The organism is Microvirga medicaginis (assembly GCF_052658925.1).
The window spans coordinates 133,197-154,980 of the sequence record NZ_JBQWEL010000005.1; the positions used below are offsets into that span (position 1 = coordinate 133,197).

At 62.3% G+C, this 21,784-nt stretch carries 18 protein-coding genes; 8 read left to right on the forward strand and 10 right to left on the reverse strand.

The window, feature by feature from the left end:
- Positions 1-196: 196 nt before the first annotated feature.
- From ACUXUR_RS09190 to ACUXUR_RS09205, 4 genes are all read right to left on the reverse strand, one after another.
- Complete coding sequence (locus tag ACUXUR_RS09190; RefSeq protein WP_445502045.1) at positions 197-907, reverse strand: glutathione S-transferase; 711 nt, start codon at positions 905-907, stop codon at positions 197-199.
- A gap of 197 nt (positions 908-1,104) precedes the next feature.
- Entirely contained in the window at positions 1,105-3,018 is a 1,914-nt protein-coding gene (locus tag ACUXUR_RS09195; protein ID WP_445502046.1) for a calcium-binding protein, read from the reverse strand.
- Positions 3,019-3,154: 136 nt separating this feature from the next.
- Positions 3,155-6,202 carry a DNA polymerase I gene (gene polA, locus ACUXUR_RS09200; RefSeq protein WP_445502047.1) on the reverse strand — a complete coding sequence of 1,016 codons (3,048 nt, stop codon included), beginning with the start codon at positions 6,200-6,202 and terminating at the stop codon, positions 3,155-3,157.
- Positions 6,203-6,258: 56 nt separating this feature from the next.
- Positions 6,259-6,837, reverse strand: coding sequence for a hydrolase (locus ACUXUR_RS09205; RefSeq protein WP_445502048.1), 579 nt, complete (start codon positions 6,835-6,837; stop codon positions 6,259-6,261).
- A gap of 93 nt (positions 6,838-6,930) precedes the next feature.
- On the opposite strand from ACUXUR_RS09205, the gene ACUXUR_RS09210 reads away from it, so the two are divergent.
- Positions 6,931-7,575 carry a TetR/AcrR family transcriptional regulator gene (locus tag ACUXUR_RS09210; protein ID WP_445502049.1) on the forward strand — a complete coding sequence of 215 codons (645 nt, stop codon included), beginning with the start codon at positions 6,931-6,933 and terminating at the stop codon, positions 7,573-7,575.
- Here ACUXUR_RS09210 and ACUXUR_RS09215 read toward each other — a convergent pair.
- Entirely contained in the window at positions 7,562-8,770 is a 1,209-nt protein-coding gene (locus ACUXUR_RS09215) for an ROK family protein (RefSeq protein ID WP_445502050.1), read from the reverse strand. The two genes, ACUXUR_RS09210 and ACUXUR_RS09215, sit on opposite strands and share 14 nt — an antisense overlap.
- Positions 8,771-8,994: 224 nt before the next feature.
- On the opposite strand from ACUXUR_RS09215, the gene xylF reads away from it, so the two are divergent.
- The 3 genes from xylF (at position 8,995) to ACUXUR_RS09230 (ending at position 12,289) form a co-directional block, all read left to right on the forward strand.
- Complete coding sequence (gene xylF / locus ACUXUR_RS09220) at positions 8,995-10,041, forward strand: D-xylose ABC transporter substrate-binding protein (RefSeq protein ID WP_445502051.1); 1,047 nt, start codon at positions 8,995-8,997, stop codon at positions 10,039-10,041.
- 158 nt (positions 10,042-10,199) lie between these two features.
- Positions 10,200-11,495, forward strand: a complete 1,296-nt coding sequence (locus ACUXUR_RS09225; RefSeq protein ID WP_445502052.1) for a sugar ABC transporter permease — start codon at positions 10,200-10,202, stop codon at positions 11,493-11,495.
- Between the two features lie 14 nt (positions 11,496-11,509).
- Positions 11,510-12,289 carry an ATP-binding cassette domain-containing protein gene (locus tag ACUXUR_RS09230; protein WP_445502053.1) on the forward strand — a complete coding sequence of 260 codons (780 nt, stop codon included), beginning with the start codon at positions 11,510-11,512 and terminating at the stop codon, positions 12,287-12,289.
- 205 nt (positions 12,290-12,494) lie between these two features.
- On the opposite strand, the gene ACUXUR_RS09235 is transcribed toward ACUXUR_RS09230, so the two are convergent.
- Complete coding sequence (locus ACUXUR_RS09235) at positions 12,495-13,823, reverse strand: AmpG family muropeptide MFS transporter (protein WP_445502054.1); 1,329 nt, start codon at positions 13,821-13,823, stop codon at positions 12,495-12,497.
- Positions 13,824-13,890: 67 nt separating this feature from the next.
- Complete coding sequence (locus ACUXUR_RS09240; protein WP_445502055.1) at positions 13,891-14,748, reverse strand: SIR2 family NAD-dependent protein deacylase; 858 nt, start codon at positions 14,746-14,748, stop codon at positions 13,891-13,893.
- Between the two features lie 103 nt (positions 14,749-14,851).
- Between ACUXUR_RS09240 and ACUXUR_RS09245 the strand changes: the two genes are divergently transcribed.
- The gene (locus ACUXUR_RS09245) at positions 14,852-15,427 is read left to right on the forward strand and encodes an NUDIX domain-containing protein (RefSeq protein WP_445502056.1); all 576 of its coding nucleotides are present in this window, start codon (positions 14,852-14,854) and stop codon (positions 15,425-15,427) included.
- A gap of 190 nt (positions 15,428-15,617) precedes the next feature.
- Here ACUXUR_RS09245 and fghA read toward each other — a convergent pair whose 3' ends face one another.
- The gene (gene fghA, locus ACUXUR_RS09250) at positions 15,618-16,460 is read right to left on the reverse strand and encodes an S-formylglutathione hydrolase (protein WP_445502057.1); all 843 of its coding nucleotides are present in this window, start codon (positions 16,458-16,460) and stop codon (positions 15,618-15,620) included.
- Positions 16,461-16,472: 12 nt separating this feature from the next.
- A complete protein-coding gene (locus ACUXUR_RS09255) occupies positions 16,473-17,585 on the reverse strand; it encodes an S-(hydroxymethyl)glutathione dehydrogenase/class III alcohol dehydrogenase (RefSeq protein WP_445502058.1) in 1,113 nt (370 codons plus the stop codon).
- A gap of 141 nt (positions 17,586-17,726) precedes the next feature.
- On the opposite strand from ACUXUR_RS09255, the gene ACUXUR_RS09260 reads away from it, so the two are divergent.
- Complete coding sequence (locus ACUXUR_RS09260) at positions 17,727-18,377, forward strand: MBL fold metallo-hydrolase (RefSeq protein ID WP_445502059.1); 651 nt, start codon at positions 17,727-17,729, stop codon at positions 18,375-18,377.
- Positions 18,378-18,594: 217 nt separating this feature from the next.
- On the opposite strand, the gene ACUXUR_RS09265 is transcribed toward ACUXUR_RS09260, so the two are convergent.
- Entirely contained in the window at positions 18,595-20,061 is a 1,467-nt protein-coding gene (locus tag ACUXUR_RS09265) for a catalase (RefSeq protein WP_445502060.1), read from the reverse strand.
- Between the two features lie 69 nt (positions 20,062-20,130).
- On the opposite strand from ACUXUR_RS09265, the gene ACUXUR_RS09270 reads away from it, so the two are divergent.
- Together ACUXUR_RS09270 and ACUXUR_RS09275 are read left to right on the forward strand one after the other, a co-directional pair.
- Positions 20,131-21,087 carry a LysR substrate-binding domain-containing protein gene (locus ACUXUR_RS09270; RefSeq protein ID WP_445502061.1) on the forward strand — a complete coding sequence of 319 codons (957 nt, stop codon included), beginning with the start codon at positions 20,131-20,133 and terminating at the stop codon, positions 21,085-21,087.
- A gap of 36 nt (positions 21,088-21,123) precedes the next feature.
- The gene (locus tag ACUXUR_RS09275) at positions 21,124-21,756 is read left to right on the forward strand and encodes a DsbA family oxidoreductase (protein WP_445502062.1); all 633 of its coding nucleotides are present in this window, start codon (positions 21,124-21,126) and stop codon (positions 21,754-21,756) included.
- Positions 21,757-21,784 lie beyond the last annotated feature (28 nt).

The following is a 21,784-nucleotide window of genomic DNA, read 5'->3' on the forward strand; positions in this document are numbered from 1 at the left end:
GCGCCGGCATCTTAATAGATCGTTGCCAGCGCATCGTGCGGACCCAGCGACCCGAAGGCCGCGTCAGCGAAAAGTGGACCCGGTTTTCGCTGATGCGGACCTCCGGTTCCGCATTGAACGATGCGCTGCTCTCAAGAATGAGCATCGGACGTGAAAAGTGCAGATCCACTTTTCACGTCCGATGCTCGAGTGGCGGTTAACCATCGAGTTCCGGATAGTGACGGAAGATTCCCTCCTCGTTGAAGGGAATGCGGCGAGGGCTTACGAGGTAAGCCTTGATGCGCGGTCTTTGAGCGACAACGTTGCGCAGGGCCGCAACGCGCGGCACGTCCTTCAGGGCCCGCCTCATGGTCTTGGGAAAGGCGTAGGACAATCCTTCGACCATCTGGAAAAGGGAAAGGTCCGCATAGGTGAGATTGCTGCCGACGAGATGCGCATCGCCGGACGGATTGCGAGCGAGGATCGTCTCGAACCAGTCCAGGAATTTCGGGATCCGCTTCTTGCGAAACTCGGCGGATCGCTTGAGGGCCTCCGCCTTCTGGTCCTCATAATAGAGGCTCACGGCGACCGGATGATGCGTGTCGTGCGCTTCCGCGATGAAATCGGCGATAGTGAGCTGGATCTGATGCGTCCATAGCCCGCCTGCCGGATCCTTCGGCGCGAGATCGTGCCGCGCGCCGAGATAAAGAAGGATCGCCGCCGTCTGGCCGATGATCGTATCGCCGTCCTTCAGGAAAGGCGGCGCGAAGGGCGGATGCTCGGCGTGGTCCATCATCCTTAGCATCACGGCGACGCCTTCCGACTCCCGCGCCGCATCGATGTAATCGGCTGCCGCTTCCTCCAAGGTCAGCCTGACAAATTCGCCGCGTCCCTGGATCGTGGGCCAGTAGTAGAGTTCATAGGACATGGAAGGCTCCGCTTCTCTGCAGCTGTGCGTGGGAAGGATGGAGCTCCGGCTTTCGATGTCAAAGGCGATCTTCAGTCCATTGCTTGAGCGCCTCTTTATCCATGCACATCGTTGCGGCGAGGCTGCATGGATCACGCGCCAAGAAAAAAGCGCCCTTGCGGGGCGCTTTTCATCGCGTGAGCGATGGAGGCCTTCTCTCAGATGACGAAGAACTCGGCGTAGGTCATCTTGAGGCCCTTCGCCATGGTGGCGATCAGCACCTGCTTGGCCGCGCCGGTGCCGTCCGCATCGTAGTAGAGATAGCCCTTGGTGGCGTCATAGATGATGCGGTCGCTCGAATCGTGCGCCATGGCGCCGGTCCAGAAGGCCGAGGAGGCGAGCTTCTTCGGGCTCGTGATCGAGCCGGAGCCGAGCTTGGTGAAGACGCCGTTCTCCAGGTAGATCGAGTCGTCGCTCCAGTTGTAGTCGGCGATCTTGTCATAGTTGGACGAGGACGGCCTGGTGGTGAAGATGAAGATGTCCTTGCCTGACCCACCATAGAGCACGTCCTTGCCGTAGCCGCCGTTGATCTTGTTGGCACCAGCATTGCCCTTGATCACGTTCGAGAGCGTGTTGCCGGTCAGGCTGATCGCCGCAGAGCCGGAGGCGTAGAGCCGTTCCACGTAAGAGGACAGGGTGTAGCTGACGCTGGTGGAGACGATGTCCGCCGTGCCGCCGGTCGAGGTTTCCACCACCCGGTCGGATGTGCTGTCGACATAGTAGAGATCGTTGCCGGTACCGCCGACCATGCGATCCGCACCGCCACCGCCGTAGAGGGTGTCGTTCCCGGTGCCGCCATAGAGCGTGTCCTTCCCGCCCCCGCTGGCGATGCGGTCATTAAAGCGCGTGCCGACGAACTGCTCGTCGGCCGCCGTTCCGGACCAGTGGCCGGCCTCCCCTGACAGCACCGCACTCGTCCGCGGATCGAAGATCTGCGCTTTTACGGTGGGGTTGGTTATCCCCATCTGTTCGCGCCAGCTGACGACGAACCGGCCGTCATTCAGCACGGCAATGGATGGATCAGTTTGAGTGATTCCCGCCGTGCTCTTCGGGAGGAGGAAATCGGCGTCGGCGGTCCCGTCGGCCGAATAGATGCCGACTCGGACCGACGAATGGCGATCCGTACTGGTAACGGCGAAACCGCCGTTCGGAAGGGCGATGACCTTGACATCCCACAATATGGTCGAAGACTGGTGAAGAGTTATCTCGCCTCCCTGCGGAACGCCCGCCTCATTGATGAAGCGCGCCTTCAGCGTCTTATTGCCGTTGCTCCCACGCCAGTCACTCCAGATGACAACTGCGTTCCCGTCAACAAGCGTCGCGATCTGCGGGCTGGGCAATGATGCTGGTAATTCCGGCAGGCTGCTGATCACGATGTCGGACTGCATGACCGTCCCGTTCGGGCCATGAATCCAGGCCAGGATGTCATTTCGGACGACGGCTCCACTGGCATCTTCGATCCTTTTAATGGCGACATTGACGAAGTTGCCGTTATGGAGTGTCGCAAGATCTAAGTTGAGAAAATTCTCATCCGGATCGACTATTGGGACCGCGGGGCTTCTTTGCAGGTCGGAACTGAAGATCGTGGTTTCGAACCCGCCGAGATCCGGTTCCTGATAGCTGACGGCGAAGGCGCCATTCGCGAGAGCGGTCACGCTGACATTGTGCTGAATGCCGTTCGCGCCTGCGGGAACGATGAAATCGGGGGCATCCGGATTCGGCTGCCCCCAAGAGTCGAGCACGCGGCCCCGCACGTCCTTCAGCGTACCGCCCCGGTCCTCGTCCCAGGTGACGATGACACGACCATCGCTCAAGACGGCGGCATCGAAGAAGCCGATTGTCCCGTTCGGGGTGGTGTTGATCAGGAACTCGCCTCCCCGTGCAGTCCCGTCCGCGTTGAAGACCCGGCCACGCAAGGCGCTTCCGTCGCCGTCGCCCCCATCCGTCCCGGAACCATTCCAGATCACGAGGAAGAGGCCGTTCTTGAGGGCGACGATGGACGAAGCGCCGTCGTTGATAGTGGTCACGGGATTGACGGAGATAGGTGTTCCCCATGTTTCCGGATTAGGCATCGGACCCTCTCATAGAAAGATATAACCTTTCTTAAGAGTAGTTCGCTGCCGAGGAGCTTCAATCCCGCCGGGCTTTGTCCTTTCTAGAAGTCATACGCGACATGTGTCGCAGCGCACATTTGACAAAGCTTTCGCCTTAATGCGCCTCGTCCCAGTTCTGCGCGGCGCGGGCTTCCACGGCGAGCGGAACCTTCAGGGATACGGCCGGGAAGGGGGCTTCCGTCATCACGCGGGAGATCACCGGCAGCGTCGCCTCCACCTCGTCGTCGGGGGCTTCGAACACCAGTTCGTCATGCACCTGCAGCAGCATGCGGGCGGAGAGCCGTTCGGCCCTGAGCGCGTCCTCCATGCGGATCATGGCGCGGCGGATGATGTCGGCGGCACTGCCCTGGATCGGTGCGTTGATCGCCTGGCGCTCCACGCCCGCGCGTTCCGAGGGGTTGCTCGAACGGATCTGCGGATAGTGGCACACGCGCCCGAAGAGCGTGGTCACGAAACCTTTGTCCTTACAGGCCTTCTTCGTCTCGTCGATATAGGTGCGGATGCCGGGGAAACGCTCGAAATATTGCTTGATGAAGGCCGAGGCTTCCGCGTTCGGAATGCCGAGACGCGTGGCGAGGCCGAAGGCCGAGATGCCGTAGATGATGCCGAAATTGATGGTCTTCGCCTGACGGCGTAAGTCAGGCGTCATCTGGTCGAGCGGCACGCCGAACATGGCGGAGGCCGTTGCCGCGTGAATGTCGACACCGTTCGCGAAGGCCTCCTGCAGCTGCGGGATGTCGGCGATATGCGCGAGAATGCGAAGCTCGATCTGGCTGTAATCGGCCGAGATGATCTTGTGTCCGGGCGGCGCGATGAAGGCCGTGCGGATCTTGCGGCCCGCTTCCGTGCGGATCGGGATGTTCTGCAGGTTCGGATCGGATGAAGAGAGACGTCCCGTCGTGGTCGCAGCCAGCGAGAACGAGGTGTGCACCCGCTTCGTTTCAGGATGCATGTGCTCCTGCAGGGTATCCGTGTAGGTGGATTTCAGCTTCGAGAGCTGACGCCATTCGAGGATCTTCGCGGGCAGTTCGTGACCGGCCTGCGCCAGTTCGTCGAGCAGCGTCGCAGGCGTCGCCCATTGGCCGGACGGTGTCTTCTTCGCGCCGGGCAGGCCCATCTTGCCGAAGAGAATGTCGCCGATCTGCTTCGGCGAGCCGAGCGCGAATTTCTCGCCCGCCATCTCGTGGATCTCGTCTTCGAGGCGCGCGAGCGTCTGCGAGAAATCGCCGGACAGGCGGCTCAGGATCTGCCGGTCCACCAGGATGCCGCGCATTTCCATGCGCGCGATCACATCGACGAGCGGACGCTCCAGCGTCTCATAGACGGTGGCGCGTTTCTCGGCGATGAGGCGTGGCTTGAGAATCTGCCAGAGACGCAGGGTGACATCCGCATCTTCCGCCGCATAGGCCGTTGCCTTCGAAATCTCGACCTTGTCGAAGGTCACCTTGTTCCGGCCCGTGCCGGCCACCTCCGAGAAACTGATGGGCGCATGCCCCAGATGGCGGCGGGACAACTCGTCCATGCCGTGCGAGCCTTTTCCGGCATCGAGCACGTAGGAGATCAGCATCGTGTCGTCGAAGGGGCGCACATCGATGTTGTGGCGCTTGAACACGATCCAATCGTATTTCAGGTTCTGTCCGATCTTGAGCACGGATGCGTCTTCCAGCATCGGTCGGATGACATCGAGCGCGTCGGTGACCGGAAGCTGTCCCTTCACGAGACCGCCGCCGAAGAGATCGGATTCGTCGCGGTGCTGAAGCGGCACATAGCAGGCCTTGCCCGGCTCCAGCGCCAGCGAAAAGCCCACGATGTCAGCGCGGTTGGCATCGAGATCGCTCGTTTCCGTATCGACCGCGACATAACCCTGCTCTCGCGCCTGGGCGACCCATTCCTTCAGCCGGTCGAGACTGGTGACGGTTTCGTACGAAGACATATCGAACGGGATCGATGACGCTTCCGTCGCGCGCTTTCCGGCGAGTTGCGAAGGCGTGCCGATGCCCTCGATCGGTTTACGTGCAGCGCCCGTCTCCGGCAGATCGAGCCCAGCGAAAGGATCGATATCGCCCGAAACTGCTTCGCCCTTCTCGAAGAGAGGGGGCTCGGCCGTCGATCCTGCAAAGCCGCCGCTGCGCTCCCACTTGATCGCGTCGCCGCCCGGCATCAGGCGCGGGTCCGGATCGATCGCTGCGGGATCGGCATCGTAGAGTTCGGCCACGCGGCGCGTGAGCGTGTTGAACTCCATGGCCTTCAGGAAACTGATGAGCGTTTTCGGTTCGGGCTCCGGGACGCGCAGATCGTCGAGCGGAACGGGCACCGGAGCATCGCAATCGAGGGTCACGAGCTTCTTGGAAAGCCGTGCCGATTCAGCGTTGCTGATCAGCGTCTCGCGGCGTTTCGGCTGCTTGATCTCGTTTGCACGCTCGAGCAGTGTTTCGAGATCGCCATATTCCTTGATGAGCTGCGCCGCCGTCTTGAGGCCGATGCCGGGCACGCCCGGAACGTTGTCCGAGGTGTCGCCCATGAGGGCCAGTACGTCGCCGATCTTTTCCGGCGGAATGCCCTCCCATTTCTCGATCACGGCAGCTTCGTCGAGATTGCGCTCGGGCCGGTAGCCGGGCTTGCCCTTGGAGCCGGATTCGAAGTCGTAGAAGCACACCTTGGGGCCGACGAGCTGCATCAGGTCCTTGTCGGAGGAGATGATGAGCACATCCGCGCCGCGCGCCTTGGCCTGCTGCGTATAGGTGGCGATCAGATCGTCCGCCTCGTAGCGCTGAAGTTCCACGGGCTCCAGGCCGAAGGCGCGGATCGCCTCGCGCATCAGCGGCATTTGAACTTTCAGATCCTCCGGCGCATCGGGACGATGGCCCTTGTAATCCTCGTAGAGCTCCTTGCGGAACGAGCCTTCGGACTTGTCGAGCACGATGGCCAGATGCGTAGGCTTCAGGCCAGCCGCGCCGTCGCGCATGAACTGCAGGAGCTTGGACACGAAGAGGCGCACGGCCCCCGTCGGCATCCCGTCCGAGCTGCGGGCATTGTACTTCTGGTCCTGGTTCATGGACTGGAAGTAGGCCCGGAAGATGAAGGAGGAGCCGTCGACGAGGAAGATGTGGTCGCCGGCTTGGACGGGACGGGAGGAAGCCATGGGTCTCGTTCGTGAGGAAGTGACCCGCAAGAGATAGTGGTTTTGGAGGCCGATGGCTATGCCTCCAGGCCTGCAATGATTTCGGCTGTGGATCTCACCCGTGAGACCCGGGGCAAGGTGTTTTTGATGGCGAATCGATGGAGCTCGGCACTCAGGCTGCTCGACGCATCCTCGGCAATGAGGGTGTGGTAATTGTGCTGCCAGGCATCGCGTGCGGTCGATTCCACCCCGAAATTCGTCATCAGGCCTCCGATCACCACATGGGTGATGCCGCGCCGCCGCAATTGCAGGTCGAGCTCGGTTCCGTGAAAGGCGCTCCACTGCCTTTTGGTAATGAGCAGGTCGGGTTTGATCGAAGCGAGCTCGGCCGGGAACTCGGCCCAGTCGGCAGGCAGGCCGCCAGGAGGAAGGACCATGGGCACGTCGGTTGAGCCTCCGGGCCTGTCGGCATAGCCCTCCGAGAAGTCGACCCGGACGAGAGCGACGGTTGCTCCTTTTTGCGAAAACCGATTGGCGAGGCGGGCGCTGTTCGCGATGATTGTCGCTGGTGCGTGCGGACCTATGGGCAAGGCGAGGGTGCCTTTTTGCACATCGATCAGGACGAGGGCCGTGCTGCGGGGATCGAGCTTCAGCATGAGTGGACTTTCAGGTATCGAAAGAGGGAGGAAGCGGCGTCGGATGAGGTTCGATGATTCATGAGGATATCCTCATGTTGGAGTTATATGAGGATGGTCTCACAAAAAACAAGCGCAAAGGCGAATGCCGCGATCCGTGCGCCGCAACGACAGCGTGGGCGTGAGCGTGTGGCCGCCCTTCTGAAAGCCGGAGAGGAGATCTTCGCCGAGAAAGGTTTCGATGCCGCGACCATGACGGAGATCGCAGCGCGGGCGAAGGCTTCGATCGGGTCCCTCTATCAATTCTTCCCGACCAAGGAGCTGCTCGCTGATGTGCTTCAGACAGCGAATGGCGAGGCGCTCGCCCAGATGCTCGAAGCCTTGGGTCAAAAGTCAAAACAAATGACGCCCGCCGAGCTCTTGGACTCCCTGTTCCAGGACCTGTCCGCCTTCCTCTTGGCTCATCCGTCTTTCGTTCTCCTGGCGGATCGCCCGGCTGCGGACAAGGCACAGAAGACTGAACGGCGCAACCGCATGCGCAGCCAGATCGCGATGCTTCTGTCTCAGACGAATCCGCCGCTGCCTCGCGAACGGGCCGAGGTCATGGCCGTCATTGTCCTGCACCTCATGAGGGTTGCGGCAGCCATCAGCGGCGAGACGGATCTACCCGTTCGCGATGCTGTCCTTCGGGACTTGCGCGCCATGCTCATCAGGCAAGTCAACGAGCCGGAACAGCGACCGCGGATCAGGCCGCTTTAAGCCGCGCCAAGTCGAGATCGAGCTCCCGCAAAGCCTGCATCACCACGCCTTCGGTGAGAAGATCGAGGGAGGATTCCACCACGTGGACGGCGGCAAGGGCTCTCAATTCCGGAATCGTCTGCGATTCGATGGCTGCCTCGAAGGAGGGGCGTAAAAGATCCATGGCTCGCGTGCCGGGGCCGCAGATCACGACGTGATCAGGCTCCAGCGTCTGGATCAGGATGGAGACGGCATCGCCCAGGACCTCGCCGGCCTCGTGGAAGAGGTTGAGGAGAGCCGGATCGCCCGCACGGGCCTGCTCCACGATATTGTGCATGGCTTCCTCGCCCGGCAGCAGCAGGGTCGGAGCGGGGCGGTGGTCGATGAGCTGAGCATCCCGGTGCAGGGCATAATCGGCGAGATAGGCCTCGATGCAGCCGCGTCCGCCGCAGCGGCATTGCGGCCCGCTCCGGCGAAGCCGTACATGCCCGAACTCGCTGCCGCCGAAGCGCGCGCCGCGATAAAGCTCGCCATGGATGAGAAAGCCCATGCCGACGCCATCACCGATCATCAGGCAGGCGGTACGACCCGACCGGAAATCGGGATTGCGCTGGGCGATGGCGAAGGCCATGGCGCTGGCATCGTTCTCGATGAGGACGGGTCTGCCGAGCCGCTCGCTCAGGCCTGCCGCGAGGGGCAGGTCGCGGGTGCCGAGGACCGGGCTCCAGGCCACGATTCCGTCCCGCGTGTCCACATAGCCTTGGCAGGCAAGGCCGATGGCCTTCACATCGGCCGCGCCGGTATCCCTGGCGAAGGTGGTGATCGTCTCCGTCAGAACGTCCATCAGCTCTTCGGCCCCAAGGCTGCGCAGGGGCCGTTCGATACGGCGGCTCGCCCGGTTGCGTCCCGCACTGTCCACGAGCCTGAGCTCGATGCGGTTGAAACCGGTCCAGACGCCGATCACGGAACCCAGTGAATCGGCAAAGAACAGGCGCACCTTGGGGCGGCCCCGGATAAGGCCTGAGCCTTGATCCGTCGTTTCCTCCGTCACCAGAATGCCTTCGTCCAGCAGGCTTGCCGTGAGCTCCGAGACACTGGCCGGGCTCATGCCGAGATGCTGGCCGATCTCGACCCGCGCCATGCGGCCTTCCCGGCGCAAGGCGTCCAGAAGGCGCCGTCGGGCTGTTTCACGAGGGGAGAGCGGAAGGAGGGTCATGGCACCTATTTGTTCACGTAACGAATAAATGATCTGCAGATAAAAAGCATATCCGACCAAAAGCTGAGAGCTTTGCCGCTTGAAGGTGGGATTGGTTGGGGTAATTATTTCTCCGCTCGAAAAATAAACATGGCAGCGTGAGCCACGTCTGTCGATCCGGCTGGAAGAGACAGCCTGCCATGAGCACAGGGCCTTGGAGGGAAGCCTGGCCCAGGAGGAAACCAATGATATCTAAGAAGCATGTTCTCATCAGCTTTGCCGCTCTGACCCTGTCTGCTACCGCAGCCTTCGCCCAGAGCAAAGGCCCGGTCATCGGCGTGAGCTGGTCGAACTTCCAGGAAGAGCGTTGGAAGACCGATGAGGCCGCCATCAAGGCCGCCATCGAGAAGGCCGGCGGCACCTATGTCTCGGCGGATGCTCAGTCCTCGCCTGCCAAGCAGCTGACAGATATCGAAAGCCTGATCGCCCGCGGCGCCAAGGCACTGATCGTGCTGGCCCAGGATGCGGACGCCGTTCGCCCTGCGGTCGAGAAGGCCGTGGCCGAAGGCATTCCGATCGTGGGGTATGATCGCCTCATCGAAATCCCGCAGGCCTTCTACCTCACCTTCGACAACGTCGAGGTCGGTCGCCTGCAGGCGCGCGAGGTGTTCAAGGTGAAGCCCGAGGGCAACTATGTGTTCATCAAGGGCTCGGGTTCCGATCCGAACGCCAACTTCCTGTTCCAGGGCGCTATGGAGGTGCTCAAACCCGCCATCGACGCGGGCAAGATCAAGAACGCGGGCGAGGCTTATACGGATGGCTGGCTTCCCGCCAATGCGCAGCGGAACATGGAGCAGTTCCTCACCAAGAACAACAACAAGGTCGATGCGGTGGTCGCCGCCAATGACGGCACCGCCGGTGGCGCGATCGCCGCGCTCGCGGCTCAGGGCCTTGCAGGCTCGGTGCCGGTATCCGGTCAGGATGCCGACAAGGCGGCCCTCAACCGCGTCGCGCTCGGCACGCAGACCGTGACCGTGTTCAAGGATGCCCGCGAACTCGGCCGCAACGCCGCCGAAATCGCGATGCAGCTCGCCGGCGGCAAGAAGCTCGCCGAGATCCAGGGAGCGAAGTCCTGGAACCTGGGGCCGAAGAAGCAGAATATGACGGCTCTCTTCCTCACTCCCGTCGCGATCACGAAGGACAACCTCGATGTGGTCATCAATGCGGGCTGGGCCTCCAAGGAGGTCGTCTGCCAGGGCGTGAAGGCAGGCTCCGTGAAGGCCTGCAACTGATCGGAGCTTGCTCCTGTGTCATCCCCGGCGAGCCTTTAGGCGAGGGAAGAGGATCCATTTACACGCTCAAGCGCTGTGGATCCTCTTCCCCTCCGCTTCGCTCCGGCCGGGGATGACAGCTTTTCATAGAATTATTCATCCGTTTTCAGCGTGACGCCATGAACGCCCCTGTTGCCACAACCGCGCCGCCGAGCACCGCTTCCGGCTCGTTTCTGTCGAAGCTCGAGATCGATGTCCGCATGCTCGGCATGCTCGCAGCGCTTGCCGTGATCTGGATCGGTTTCGATCTTTTGTCGGGCGGTGTTTTTCTCACCCCGCGCAATCTCTGGAACCTGTCGGTTCAAACCGCCTCCGTCGCGATCATGGCGACGGGCATGGTGCTCGTGATCGTCACGCGCAACATCGATCTCTCCGTCGGCGCCATCCTCGGTGTCGTCGGCATGATCATCGGCGTTGCACAGGTGCAGTGGCTGCCTGCCTATCTCGGCCTGGAGCATCCGCTCACCGCGCCGCTCGTGGTGTTGCTCGCGCTCATCGTCGGCGGAGCGATCGGCCTCTTCCAGGGTTGGCTCATCGCCTATCTCGGCATTCCCTCCTTCATCGTGACGCTTGGTGGTCTTCTCGTCTGGCGTGGTGCGGCCTGGTGGGTCACATCGGGTCAGACCATCGCGCCCATGGATACGCGCTTCAAGGCTTTCGGCGGCGGCGTGGAAGGCGCATTGGGTGCGACGACCACCTGGGTCATCGCGGCCATCGCCTGCGGTCTCATCGTCGTGGGGCTTGGGCTTTCGCGCCGCCGTCGCTTGAGCTTCGGATTTCCGGTCCGTCCTGGCTGGGCGGATGCGGTGATTGCCGCCGTCACCTGCGGCGCGGTGCTCGCGGCAGCAGCCATCGCCAATGCCTATCCGTTACCGGCAGGCACGGCCCGCCGCTGGGCGGAAGCACAAGGCATCGCCTGGCCGGAAGGCGGCCTGTTCATTCCGCACGGCGTCGCGCTGCCGGTGCTGATTGCCGTGGTGGTAGGACTCGTGATGACCTTCATCGCCACGCGTCGCCGGTTCGGCCGCTATGTCTTCGCCATCGGCGGCAATCCCGAGGCGGCGGAGCTGTCGGGCATCAATACGCGCTGGACACTGATGAAGGTGTTCGGCCTCATGGGACTGCTCTGCGGCATCTCGGCCTGCATCTCGACCGCGCGCCTGAACGCTGCGACCAACGCGGCGGGCACGCTCGACGAGCTTTACGTGATCGCCTCCGCCGTGATCGGCGGAACGTCCTTGGCTGGCGGCATCGGCACCATCGCAGGCGCGATGCTGGGGGCCCTCGTCATGCAGTCGCTGCAATCGGGCATGGTTCTTCTCGGCGTCGACACGCCCCTGCAGAACATCGTCGTCGGCGCGGTGCTCGTGCTGGCGGTGTGGGTCGACGGCCTCTATCGCCGCCGTATCAAGTAAGAGGGGAGCGTATCATGCAGCAGAATGGAACGACGCCTCTCGTCGAAATGCGCAACATCTCCATCGCCTTCGGCGGCATCAAGGCCGTGGACGACGTGTCCATCGACCTGCGTCCCGGCGAGGTGGTGGGCCTGCTCGGCCACAATGGCGCAGGCAAGTCGACGCTCATCAAGATTCTCTCCGGCGCCTACAAGCCGGACGCGGGCGAGATCTACGTGAACGGCGAGCATGCCGACATCTCCACGCCTCGCGACGCCAAGCGCTACGGCATCGAGACGATCTACCAGACGCTGGCGCTCGCCGATAACATCGATGCGGCCGGCAACATCTTCCTCGGTCGCGAAGTGCTCACGCCTTACGGCACGCTCGACGATGCAACGATGGAAGCTGAGACCCGCAAGGTGATGGCGCGTCTCAATCCGCATTTCCGGAGATTCAAGGAGCCCGTGAAGGCGCTCTCCGGCGGCCAGCGTCAGTCGGTGGCGATCGCGCGCGCGATCTATTTCAATGCGCGCGTGCTGATCATGGACGAGCCGACAGCGGCTCTCGGCCCCGCGGAGACGCAGCAGGTGGCCGATCTCGTGCTGCAGTTGAAGAAGGAAGGCATCGGCATCTTCCTCATCAGCCACGACATCCACGACGTGTTTGGCCTCGCCGACCGCGTGAGCGTGATGAAGAACGGCAAGCTCGTGGGCTCCGCCAACGTGCAGGACGTCACGCAGGACGAAGTGCTCGGCATGATCATCCTCGGCAAATGCCCGCCCGGCGCAACGCCGGGACCGGGCGCGAGCTAAGCGTTCCTGACACTCAGCTCGTCATGGCCGGGCTGGTCCCGGGCATCTCTCTATTTAGACCCTCTGTCCTCATCCTGAGGAGCAGACGCAGTCTGCGTCTCGAAGGAGTGTCCAGAGCGCACTGGAACCTCCTTCGAGACGGTCGCTGCGCGACCTCCTTGGGACCAGGACGGAGGAAGACAGAGCCGTTGACGACGGTAGGCAGTTAAGCCCGCGATCCTGCAGCCATGGGAGCGGGAGCCTCTTGCGCTTCCGCCTCTTCCTTTTGCCGCACCGTCTCCATCGTATCCCGCCGCACGATGAGGCAGAGGATCACGAGCGGAATACCAAGCGCCGCCGTGCCGGTGAACAGAAGCGGATAGCCGTAAGAATCCACCACGGCGCCGGAGGCACCGCCAATGAGCTTTCCGGGCAGCGCGTAGAGCGAACTCAGAAGCGCGTATTGGGTGGCTGCAAATCCCGGCGAGGTGAGACCCGACATGTAGGCGACCAGCGCCGCGCCCGCGAAGCCCTGGGCGAAATTGTCGATGCTGATGGTGAGCGTGAGTCCCGTGAGAGTGGCATTGCCGGCTGCGAGCCAGGAGAACATCACGTTCGATCCGGCCGCAATCGCCGCACCGATCAAAAGGCTCCACCAGAGGCCGAGACGGGTGAGCGCAAGACCGCCGGCGAAGGCGCCGATAATGCCGATCCACACGCCATAGAGCTTCGAGATATTGGCGATGTCGGCCTTCGAGAAGCCGAGATCGATGTAGAGCGGATTGGCCATGATGCCCGCCATGAAGTCGGGAAGGCGATAGCAGGCGATCAGCGCCAGGATCGGAACCAGCATCATGCGCTTGCGCTGGAAGAGATCGGCCAGAGGCTCGACGATGGCCTGGGCAAAGGGGACGTTCTTGCGGACCTGCACTTCGTCGATTCGCGGCGCCAGCAAGGTGCCGACAAGACCGATGCCCATGAGCGCAGCCATGGAAAGATAGGCGCTTGGCCAGTTCACAAGCTCGGCGATATAGAGCGCGCCCGCGCCCGCGCAGAGCAGCGCCAGGCGATAGCCGAGCTGCAGGCTTGCCGCCATCATGCCCTGCCGCTCCGTGGGGGCTGCATCGATTCGCCAACCGTCGATCACCACGTCCTGCGTGGCCGAGAAGAAGGCGATCGTCACGGCGGCGATGATGGTCAGCGGCATGCTGACCTGCGGCCCCGTGATGGCCATGCCAGTGAGGCCTGCCATCACGCCGAGCTGCGCCAGCGCCATCCAGCCACGGCGGCGGCCCAGCAGGCGCGCCAGAACCGGAACGTCATAGCGGTCGACGATGGGGGCCCAGAGGAACTTGAAGGAATAGGCCAAGCCCACCCAGCTCATGAGGCCGATGATCGTGAGCGAGATGCCGGCTTCCCTGAGCCATGTAGAGAGCGTGCTGAACACGAGCAGGAAGGGGAGGCCCGAGGAAAAGCCCAAGGGCAGCATGAGCGCGATGCGCCCGTCAGTCAGGATATCGGTCAGGGAAAGGCGGCGTTTGGTCGTACTAGCCATGAATCTGCTTGGAAATCAGGTGTGCGTAAGAGGCGCCACATTGGCACACGAGGCCGGGGATGCAAAATCAGACGCCTTCCTCTTCCTGCTCGACAGCCTTGCAGAGCTTGGCCAGAAAGATCTCGAGCGCGTCCTCGGGCGGGCAGTCCTTTTCCATGAGAACGCGCAGGCCCCATTGCTCCAGCACTGCATGTTCCACCGGATTGGGGCGCAGCATGAAGACGTAGGATTGCGGCCGGTCGCGCTCGTAGCCTGATCCGGCCCAGGTCTTCCAGAGCCGGTGCAGCAGAAAGCGGATGTTGAGATCCGTCATGCTGTAGCCGATGAACAGGATGGTTTTTCCCAAAGCGTCCGAGCGAAACTTGATGTCGAGCGGAGATTCAAAGGAGAGGCGGTCGAGATAATCGGTTTCGGCAATCACGATGGAATCGTCGTCATCGAAATCGCCATGGTACTTCACGATCTGCGGCACGCCCTCGCGGATGCGGGCGATGTCCTTGGCGTTGACGATCTTCACGTAATCCTTGTCCTGGAGGTCGAAGGCGGTTTCCAGGTTCCGGTCGAAATTCGTCGTGTAGATGATGGGAAAGTCGAGCCTGCAGATGAGCTCATGGACCTTGGATTTCTTCAACTTCTCTTCCGGTAGCGTCCAGTGCCGGTCCATCCAGCTGCGCAGGGGCCCGATGCTGCCCTGCCTGATCCGGTAGAATTCGGCGAGCGTCAAATAATTGAGGTCGCCCCCGTTGAACTTCGAAAGGTCGAGATCGAGCTCCTCCGCGATATGCTCGATCAGGGTGCTCCAGGAGGGCAGCCCGACGGTCATCGAGACGCCCGCTCCGGCAAAGAGAATGGCCTGACGCTTCTTGATGGCCCCGACCAGATCTTCCAGCACCTGAAACGCTCCTCGTGACGAACTCCTGTCCATAACGTTTGAGCGCGGCTGTCGGGCTCAAAGAGATGATGGATAAGTTTAAGCGTTTCATGTGTTGTCTGCAGGATGAGGCCCGTGAAACAGGAGAGGACCGGACGTGACAGTCTACCGGATCAAGCAGATCGATACCGTTTATGAGGGGTGGCGCAAGATTCTCAAGATGACCGTCCAGATGCCGGATGGGCGGATCATGACCCGCGAGGTGCTCAACAGCGGCGATGCCGCCGCCGTGCTGCCCTACGATCTGGAACGGCGCAAGGTGATCCTCGTCCGGCAGTTCCGGGCGCCTGTGATGCATGTCGAGGGGCACCCGGATTTTCTGGAGGCGGTGGCGGGCCTGCTCGACGGGGACGAGCCCGAAATCTGCGCCCGGCGCGAAACCATGGAGGAGGCGGGCATCAAGGTCGAGCATCTGGAGCCCCTGGGCCATTTCTGGTCGGCACCCGGGTTCACCACGGAGCGGCTGCATCTTTTCCTCGCGCCCTATGCCGAGGCCGATCGGGTCGGCGAAGGCGGCGGGCTCGCGCACGAGCACGAGGAGATCGAGGTGCTGGAAGTGAGCTTTGAGGACCTTGCTGGCCTCGTGGCCTCCAACGCCATCGCCGACATGAAGACCATGATCCTCGTGCAGGCGCTTCAGATGAAGCACCCGCAGTTCTTCGGCAAGACTTAAGAGCGTCCGACAAAAGCCGCCGTGAGCCTTAAACCTGAGGAGTGAGCTTGCTCGCGTCTCGAAGCCTCACCCTGAGGAGGATTGCGAGAGCAATCCGTCTCGAAGGGCGAGGCGTCTCCCATGCGCTCTGAACCCTCCTTCGAGACGCTGCTCCGCGGCTCCTCAGGATGAGGGCGTCGACTAGGCAATCTTAAGCGAGACGCTCTGCATGCCAGCGCAGGTGATCCTCGATGAAGCTGGCGATGAAGAAGTAGGAATGGTCGTAGCCTTCCTGGCGGCGCAGGGTGAGCGGCTGCCCGGCCTTGGCGCAGGCCTCTTCCAGGAGTTGCGGCTTCAGCTCGCTTTCCAGGAAGCTGTCCGCAGTTCCCTGATCGACGAGAATATCGGGCACACGGGCGCCGCTCTCGATGAGCGCACAGGCATCGTATTCGCGCCAGGCGGATCGGTCTGCGCCGATATAGTTCAACAGCGCTTTCTCACCCCAGGGGCAGTCCTTGGGGGAAGAGATCGGCGCAAAAGCAGAGACGGCCTTGAAGCGCTCCGGATTGCGGAGTGCGATCGTGAGCGCGCCGTGGCCGCCCATGGAATGGCCGGTGATGCCCTGCCGCTCCATGTCGGCGGGCAGGTTCTCGGCGATCAGCGCCGGCAGCTCGCGCTCGATATAGGAGCGCATGCGGTAGTTCTTCGCCCAGGGTTCCTGCGTGGCATCCACATAGAAGCCCGCGCCGAGGCCGAAATCATAGGCTCCCTCCGGGTCATCCGGCACACCTTCGCCGCGCGGACTCGTATCCGGCGCGATGAGGATGAGGCCGAGCTCCGAGGCTATCCGCTGCGCGCCTGCCTTGACGGTGAAGTTCTCTTCCGTGCAGGTGAGGCCGGAGAGAAACCACACCACCGGCACCTTGCTCTTCGCGGCCTGCAGCGGAATGTAGGCCGCAAGGCGCATCGGCGTGCCCGTCTCACGCGAGATGTGACGATAGACGAACTGCGTGCCGCCAAAGCAGCGCGATTGCGAGACGATCTCGAAGCTCATGCCTGTCACCGATCAGTAGACGATCACCGAGCGGATCGACTTGCCCTCATGCATGAGATCGAAGGCGGTGTTGATGTCCTCCAGCGGCATTGTGTGGGTGATCAGATCGTCGATGTTGATCTTGCCTTCCATGTACCAGTCCACGATCTTCGGTACGTCCGTGCGTCCGCGCGCGCCGCCGAAGGCCGTGCCCTTCCACACGCGGCCCGTGACAAGCTGGAACGGACGCGTCGAGATTTCCTTGCCCGCTTCCGCCACGCCGATGATGATGCTCTCGCCCCAGCCGCGATGGCAGCATTCGAGCGCCTGGCGCATCACATCCGTGTTGCCGGTGGCGTCGAACGAGAAATCCGCGCCGCCGCCGGTGAGATCGATGATCGCCTGCACCACCTTGTCGTTGCCGATTTCCTTCGGGTTGATGAAATCGGTCATGCCGAACTTCTCGGCCATGGCGCGCTTGGCCGGATTGATGTCGACGCCGATGATCTTGTCCGCGCCCACCATGCGGGCGCCCTGGATCACGTTGAGGCCGATGCCGCCGAGACCGAATACCACCACATTCGCGCCGGGCCATACCTTCGCGGTATAGATCACCGCGCCGATGCCGGTGGTGACGCCGCAGCCGATGTAGCAGATCTTGTCGAAAGGCGCGTCCTCGCGAACCTTCGCGAGCGCGATTTCCGGCAGCACCGTAAAATTCGCGAATGTCGAGCAGCCCATGTAGTGGAACACGGTCTCGCCATCGCAGCGGAAGCGGCTCGTGCCGTCGGGCATCAGGCCCTGGCCCTGCGTGGCGCGGATCGCGGTGCAGAGATTGGTGCGCCGCGACAGGCAGGATTTGCAGTTGCGGCACTCGGGCGTGTAGAGCGGGATCACGTGATCGCCCGGCTTCAGCGTCGTCACGCCGGGACCGACCTCGCGCACGATGCCCGCGCCCTCATGGCCGAGGATGGCCGGGAACTTGCCCTCGGAATCGAGGCCCGACAGCGTATAGGCGTCCGTGTGGCAGACGCCCGTCGCCATCACTTCCACCAGAACCTCGCCCGCCTTGGGGCCCTCGATGCGGATGGTCTCAACGGTGAGCGGCTTGCCAGCCTCCCATGCGACGGCGGCCCTGGTCTCCATGCTCGTTCTCCCAATGCGAATCGATGAGGGACTATGTGAACGGGCTTCCCGCAACGTCAATGGAAGGCCACCACCTATTCCAGTCTTTCCAGACAGGGCTGCCGATCATATGTGTGCTTTCGACAATGAAAGGATCAGCCCGTGCCCAATGTTCGCGCCGCCATCATTCCCGTCACGCCGTTCCAGCAGAACTGCACGTTATTGTGGTGCGAGAAGACCAAGAAGGCGGCGGTGATCGATCCTGGCGGCGATCTGGAGCGCATTCGCGATGCCATCGCGCAGAGCGGCGTGAGCGTGGAGAAAATCCTGCTCACCCACGGCCATATCGATCATGCAGCAGGTGCGGCAGAACTGCGCGAGGAGCTTGGGGTCACGATCGAAGGCCCACACGAGGCGGACGATTTCCTGCTTCGGCATTTGGCCGAGCAGGGACAGGCTTATGGAATCCCTGCGCGCGCGGTCACGCCGGACCGCTGGCTCAATGAAGGCGACACGGTGACGGTCGGCGATCTCACTCTCGACGTCCTGCATTGCCCCGGCCATTCGCCGGGCAGCGTCGTGTTGGTCTCGAAGGCAGAGCGCTTCGCCATCGTGGGCGATGTGATCTTCCAGGGATCCGTCGGTCGCGTGGATCTTCCCGGCGGCGACGGCAAGGCGCTGATCCGCTCGATCAAGGACAAGCTCTTGCCGCTCGGCGATGACATCGCCTTCATCTGCGGCCATGGTCCCATGAGCACGCTCGGTCAGGAGCGGCAGACCAATCCGTTCCTGCAGGGTGAGGGGCTGATCTAGGACGTATAAAACAAACTTTGCCCTCATCCTGAGGAGCAGACGAAGTCTGCGTCTCGAAGGAGGGTCCAGAGCGCATGGGAGACGCCTCGTCCTTCGAGACGGATTGCTCATGCAATCCTCCTCAGGATGAGGCTGTGTTGGGCAATCCATTCACCCGAAAGAAATCGGCCCGGGAGCAGTCCCGGGCCGTTCCATTTCGCCCCTACGGCTTATTGTTTTATTCCGCCGCCTGGATGAGCACGGCGCCCTTCAGGCCCATGCGATCGGCAACGCCGAGGCCGTAGGCCTTGTCGGCGAGATAGAAGTGCACGATCTGGCGCTTCACGATCTCTTCCGGTACGCCCTGCATCGCTTCCGCGATGTTGTCCATGAGCCGGTTCTGCTCCTCCGGCGTCATGAGGCGGAAGAGATTGCCGGGCTGCGTGTAGTCGTCGTTGCCGGCGCGGTGATCGTAGCGATCCGCATCGCCTGAGATCTTGAGCGGCGGCTCGGCGGCGCGAGCGGTCTGGACCGGACCATTGAAGGAGTTCGGCTCGTAATAGGCATCACCCCGGTTCGGGATGTCGAAGAGCATCGAGCCATCCGCATGATAGTGATGAACCGGGCAACGTGGACGGTTCACCGGCAGAGCCTCGTAATGGGTGCCGACGCGATAGCGGTGCGCATCTGCATAAGCGAAGATGCGGCCCTGCAGCATCTTGTCGGGCGAGAAACCGATGCCAGGCACGATGTTCGACGGCGAGAACGAGGACTGCTCCACTTCGGCGAAGTAGTGCTGGGCATTGCGGTTGAGTTCGAGAATGCCGACCTCGATCAGCGGGTAATCCGCATGCGGCCAAACCTTCGTAACGTCAAACGGGTTGTAGGAGGTCTTCTCCGCATCCGTCTCCGGCATGATCTGCACGCAGAACTTCCAGCGCGGGAAGTCGCCGCCTTCGATGGCCTCATAGAGGTCGCGCTGAGCACTCTCGCGGTCCTTGGCGACCACCTGTTCCGCCTCGCGGTTTGTCCAGGTCTTGATGCCCTGCATGGACTTGAAGTGGAACTTCACCCAGAAGCGCTCACCCGCCGCGTTGATGAAGGAATAGGTGTGCGAACCGAAACCGTGCATGAAGCGATAGCCCTGCGGCAGCCCGCGATCCGAGAACAGGATCGTGACCTGATGGAGGCTCTCGGGGCTGAGCGACCAGAAATCCCACATGGCTTTCGGCGAACGCAGGTTCGTTGCGGGATGGCGCTTCTGCGTGCGGATGAAGTCGGGGAACTTCAGCGGATCGCGGATGAAGAACACGGGCGTATTGTTGCCCACGATGTCCCAGTTGCCCTCTTCCGTGTAGACCTTCAGGGCGAAGCCGCGCACGTCGCGCTCGGCATCCGCCGCGCCGCGTTCGCCGGCGACGGTGGAGAAGCGCAGGAAGACCTCCGTCTTCTTGCCGATCTCGGAGAACACCTTCGCCTTGGAGTACTTGGTGATGTCATTGGTGATGGTGAGCGTGCCGTAAGCCGCCGAGCCCTTGGCATGCACCACGCGCTCCGGAATGCGCTCGCGATTCTGGTGGGCCAGCTTCTCGACCAGCTGGTAATCCTGCAGCAGCAGGGGGCCGCGCTCGCCGGCGGACAGGCTGTTCTGGTTGTCGGCAATCGGCGCGCCGGCCGTGGTCGTCAGTGTCGTTGTCTTTGTCATGGTCGTCCCCATTGAATGGGTGCAAGATGCCCATGAGAAGCGATAAGGTCCAATTATATTGATTAAAAAGTGCGATCAGATATTCTTATCGCCGTCATGATCACTTTCCGGCAGTTACGATATTTCGAGGCGCTCGCCCGGACGCAGCATTTCGGCATGGCGGCGGACCAATGCGCCGTAACGCAGCCAGCCCTCTCCATGCAGATCAAGGAACTTGAGCGGGAGCTTGGCATCGAACTCGTCGAGCGGCGCGGCAATTCCGTTGTTCTGACGCGGGCCGGGCAGGAGATTGCCGCGCGAGCCGAAGCGATCTTGGGACAGGTGCGCGAGTTGTCGGAGCTGGCGCGCCAGCATCAGGGCGTGCTCTCGGGTCCCCTGCGGCTCGGGATCATTCCCTCCGTGGCACCCTATCTCCTGCCGGCGATCCTCACGGAGGTCGAGCGGCACTATCCGAAACTCGATCTGCAGATCCGCGAGACGCAGACCGACACGCTGGTGGACGAACTTTCACGCGGCGATCTCGATGCCGTGCTGATCGCCCTGCCTGTGCAGAATGCGCAGCTGGAATCGATGCCGCTCTTTGATGATCGCTTTCTCGTCGCCGTGCAGGCTCAGGCGGCCGATCAGTGGGCCTCCAAGGACTTGCTCGAGTGGATCGGGCAGGAGCGCCTGCTTTTGCTGGAAGAAGGACATTGCCTGCGCGAGCAGGCGCTTCACTATTGCCAGATCGCCAACATGCAGGCGCGCAAGGCGCTCGGAGCCGCCTCGCTCACTACCATCATGCAGATGGTGGCGGCAGGCCATGGCATCACGCTTCTGCCGGAGCTGTGCGCTGCGACGGAGGTCGACCACAGGCGCGTTGCGCTCATCCCGTTTCCGGATAATCCGCCCATGCGCACGCTGGGGCTCGTCTGGCGACGAACATCGGGGCGGAAGAAGGATTTTTCCGCGCTCGGCGATCTCATCAAGACAATCAGCCGGAACGGCCAAGGCACAGAGAAAGCCTCTGGGGCGTTGGAACACTAAGATGATTTTTCACCGCGCCGGACCAGGAGAGCCGCGATGACCAGAGAGAATCCCATCCAGATCGCGGTCTGGAGCGACTATGTCTGCCCGTTCTGCTATCTGGAGCGGCCCGTTCTCGAGCGCATCCGGACCGAGCTGGGCGATGACGTGCAGATCGACTGGCGTTCTTTCGAGCTTCGCCCGGAGCCGGAGCCGACGCTCGATCCCAATGCGGAATATCTTCACCGCGTCTGGACCCAATCCGTTTATCCAATGGCTCAGGAGCGCGGCGTGACCTTGAAGCTGCCGCCGGTTCAGCCGCGCAGCCGCAAGGCTCATGAAGCAGCCGAGTTCGCACGCGATGCGGGCCGCCTCGATGCCATGAACAAAGCTCTTTTCAAGGCTTTCTTCGAGAATGGGAGGGATCTCGCCGATCTCGATGTGCTGCTCGAGGTCGGACAATCCGTTGGCTTGGATCGCGAAGACCTGCGCGAAGCCCTCATCAGCGGGCGCTATGAGCCGAGAGTTCTCGACGATCAACATCTGGCAAGGCAAATCGGCATTTCCGGCGTTCCCGCGCTGGTCGTCAGCGCGGGCCACCAGGCCTATCTCGTCTCCGGCGCTCAGCCCTATGAGACGGTGAAGGACGTGATCGCCTACGCCACAGGCGAGAAGAAGGCAGCAACCTGATCGGTCACGAAAAAGGCTTCCCGGACCC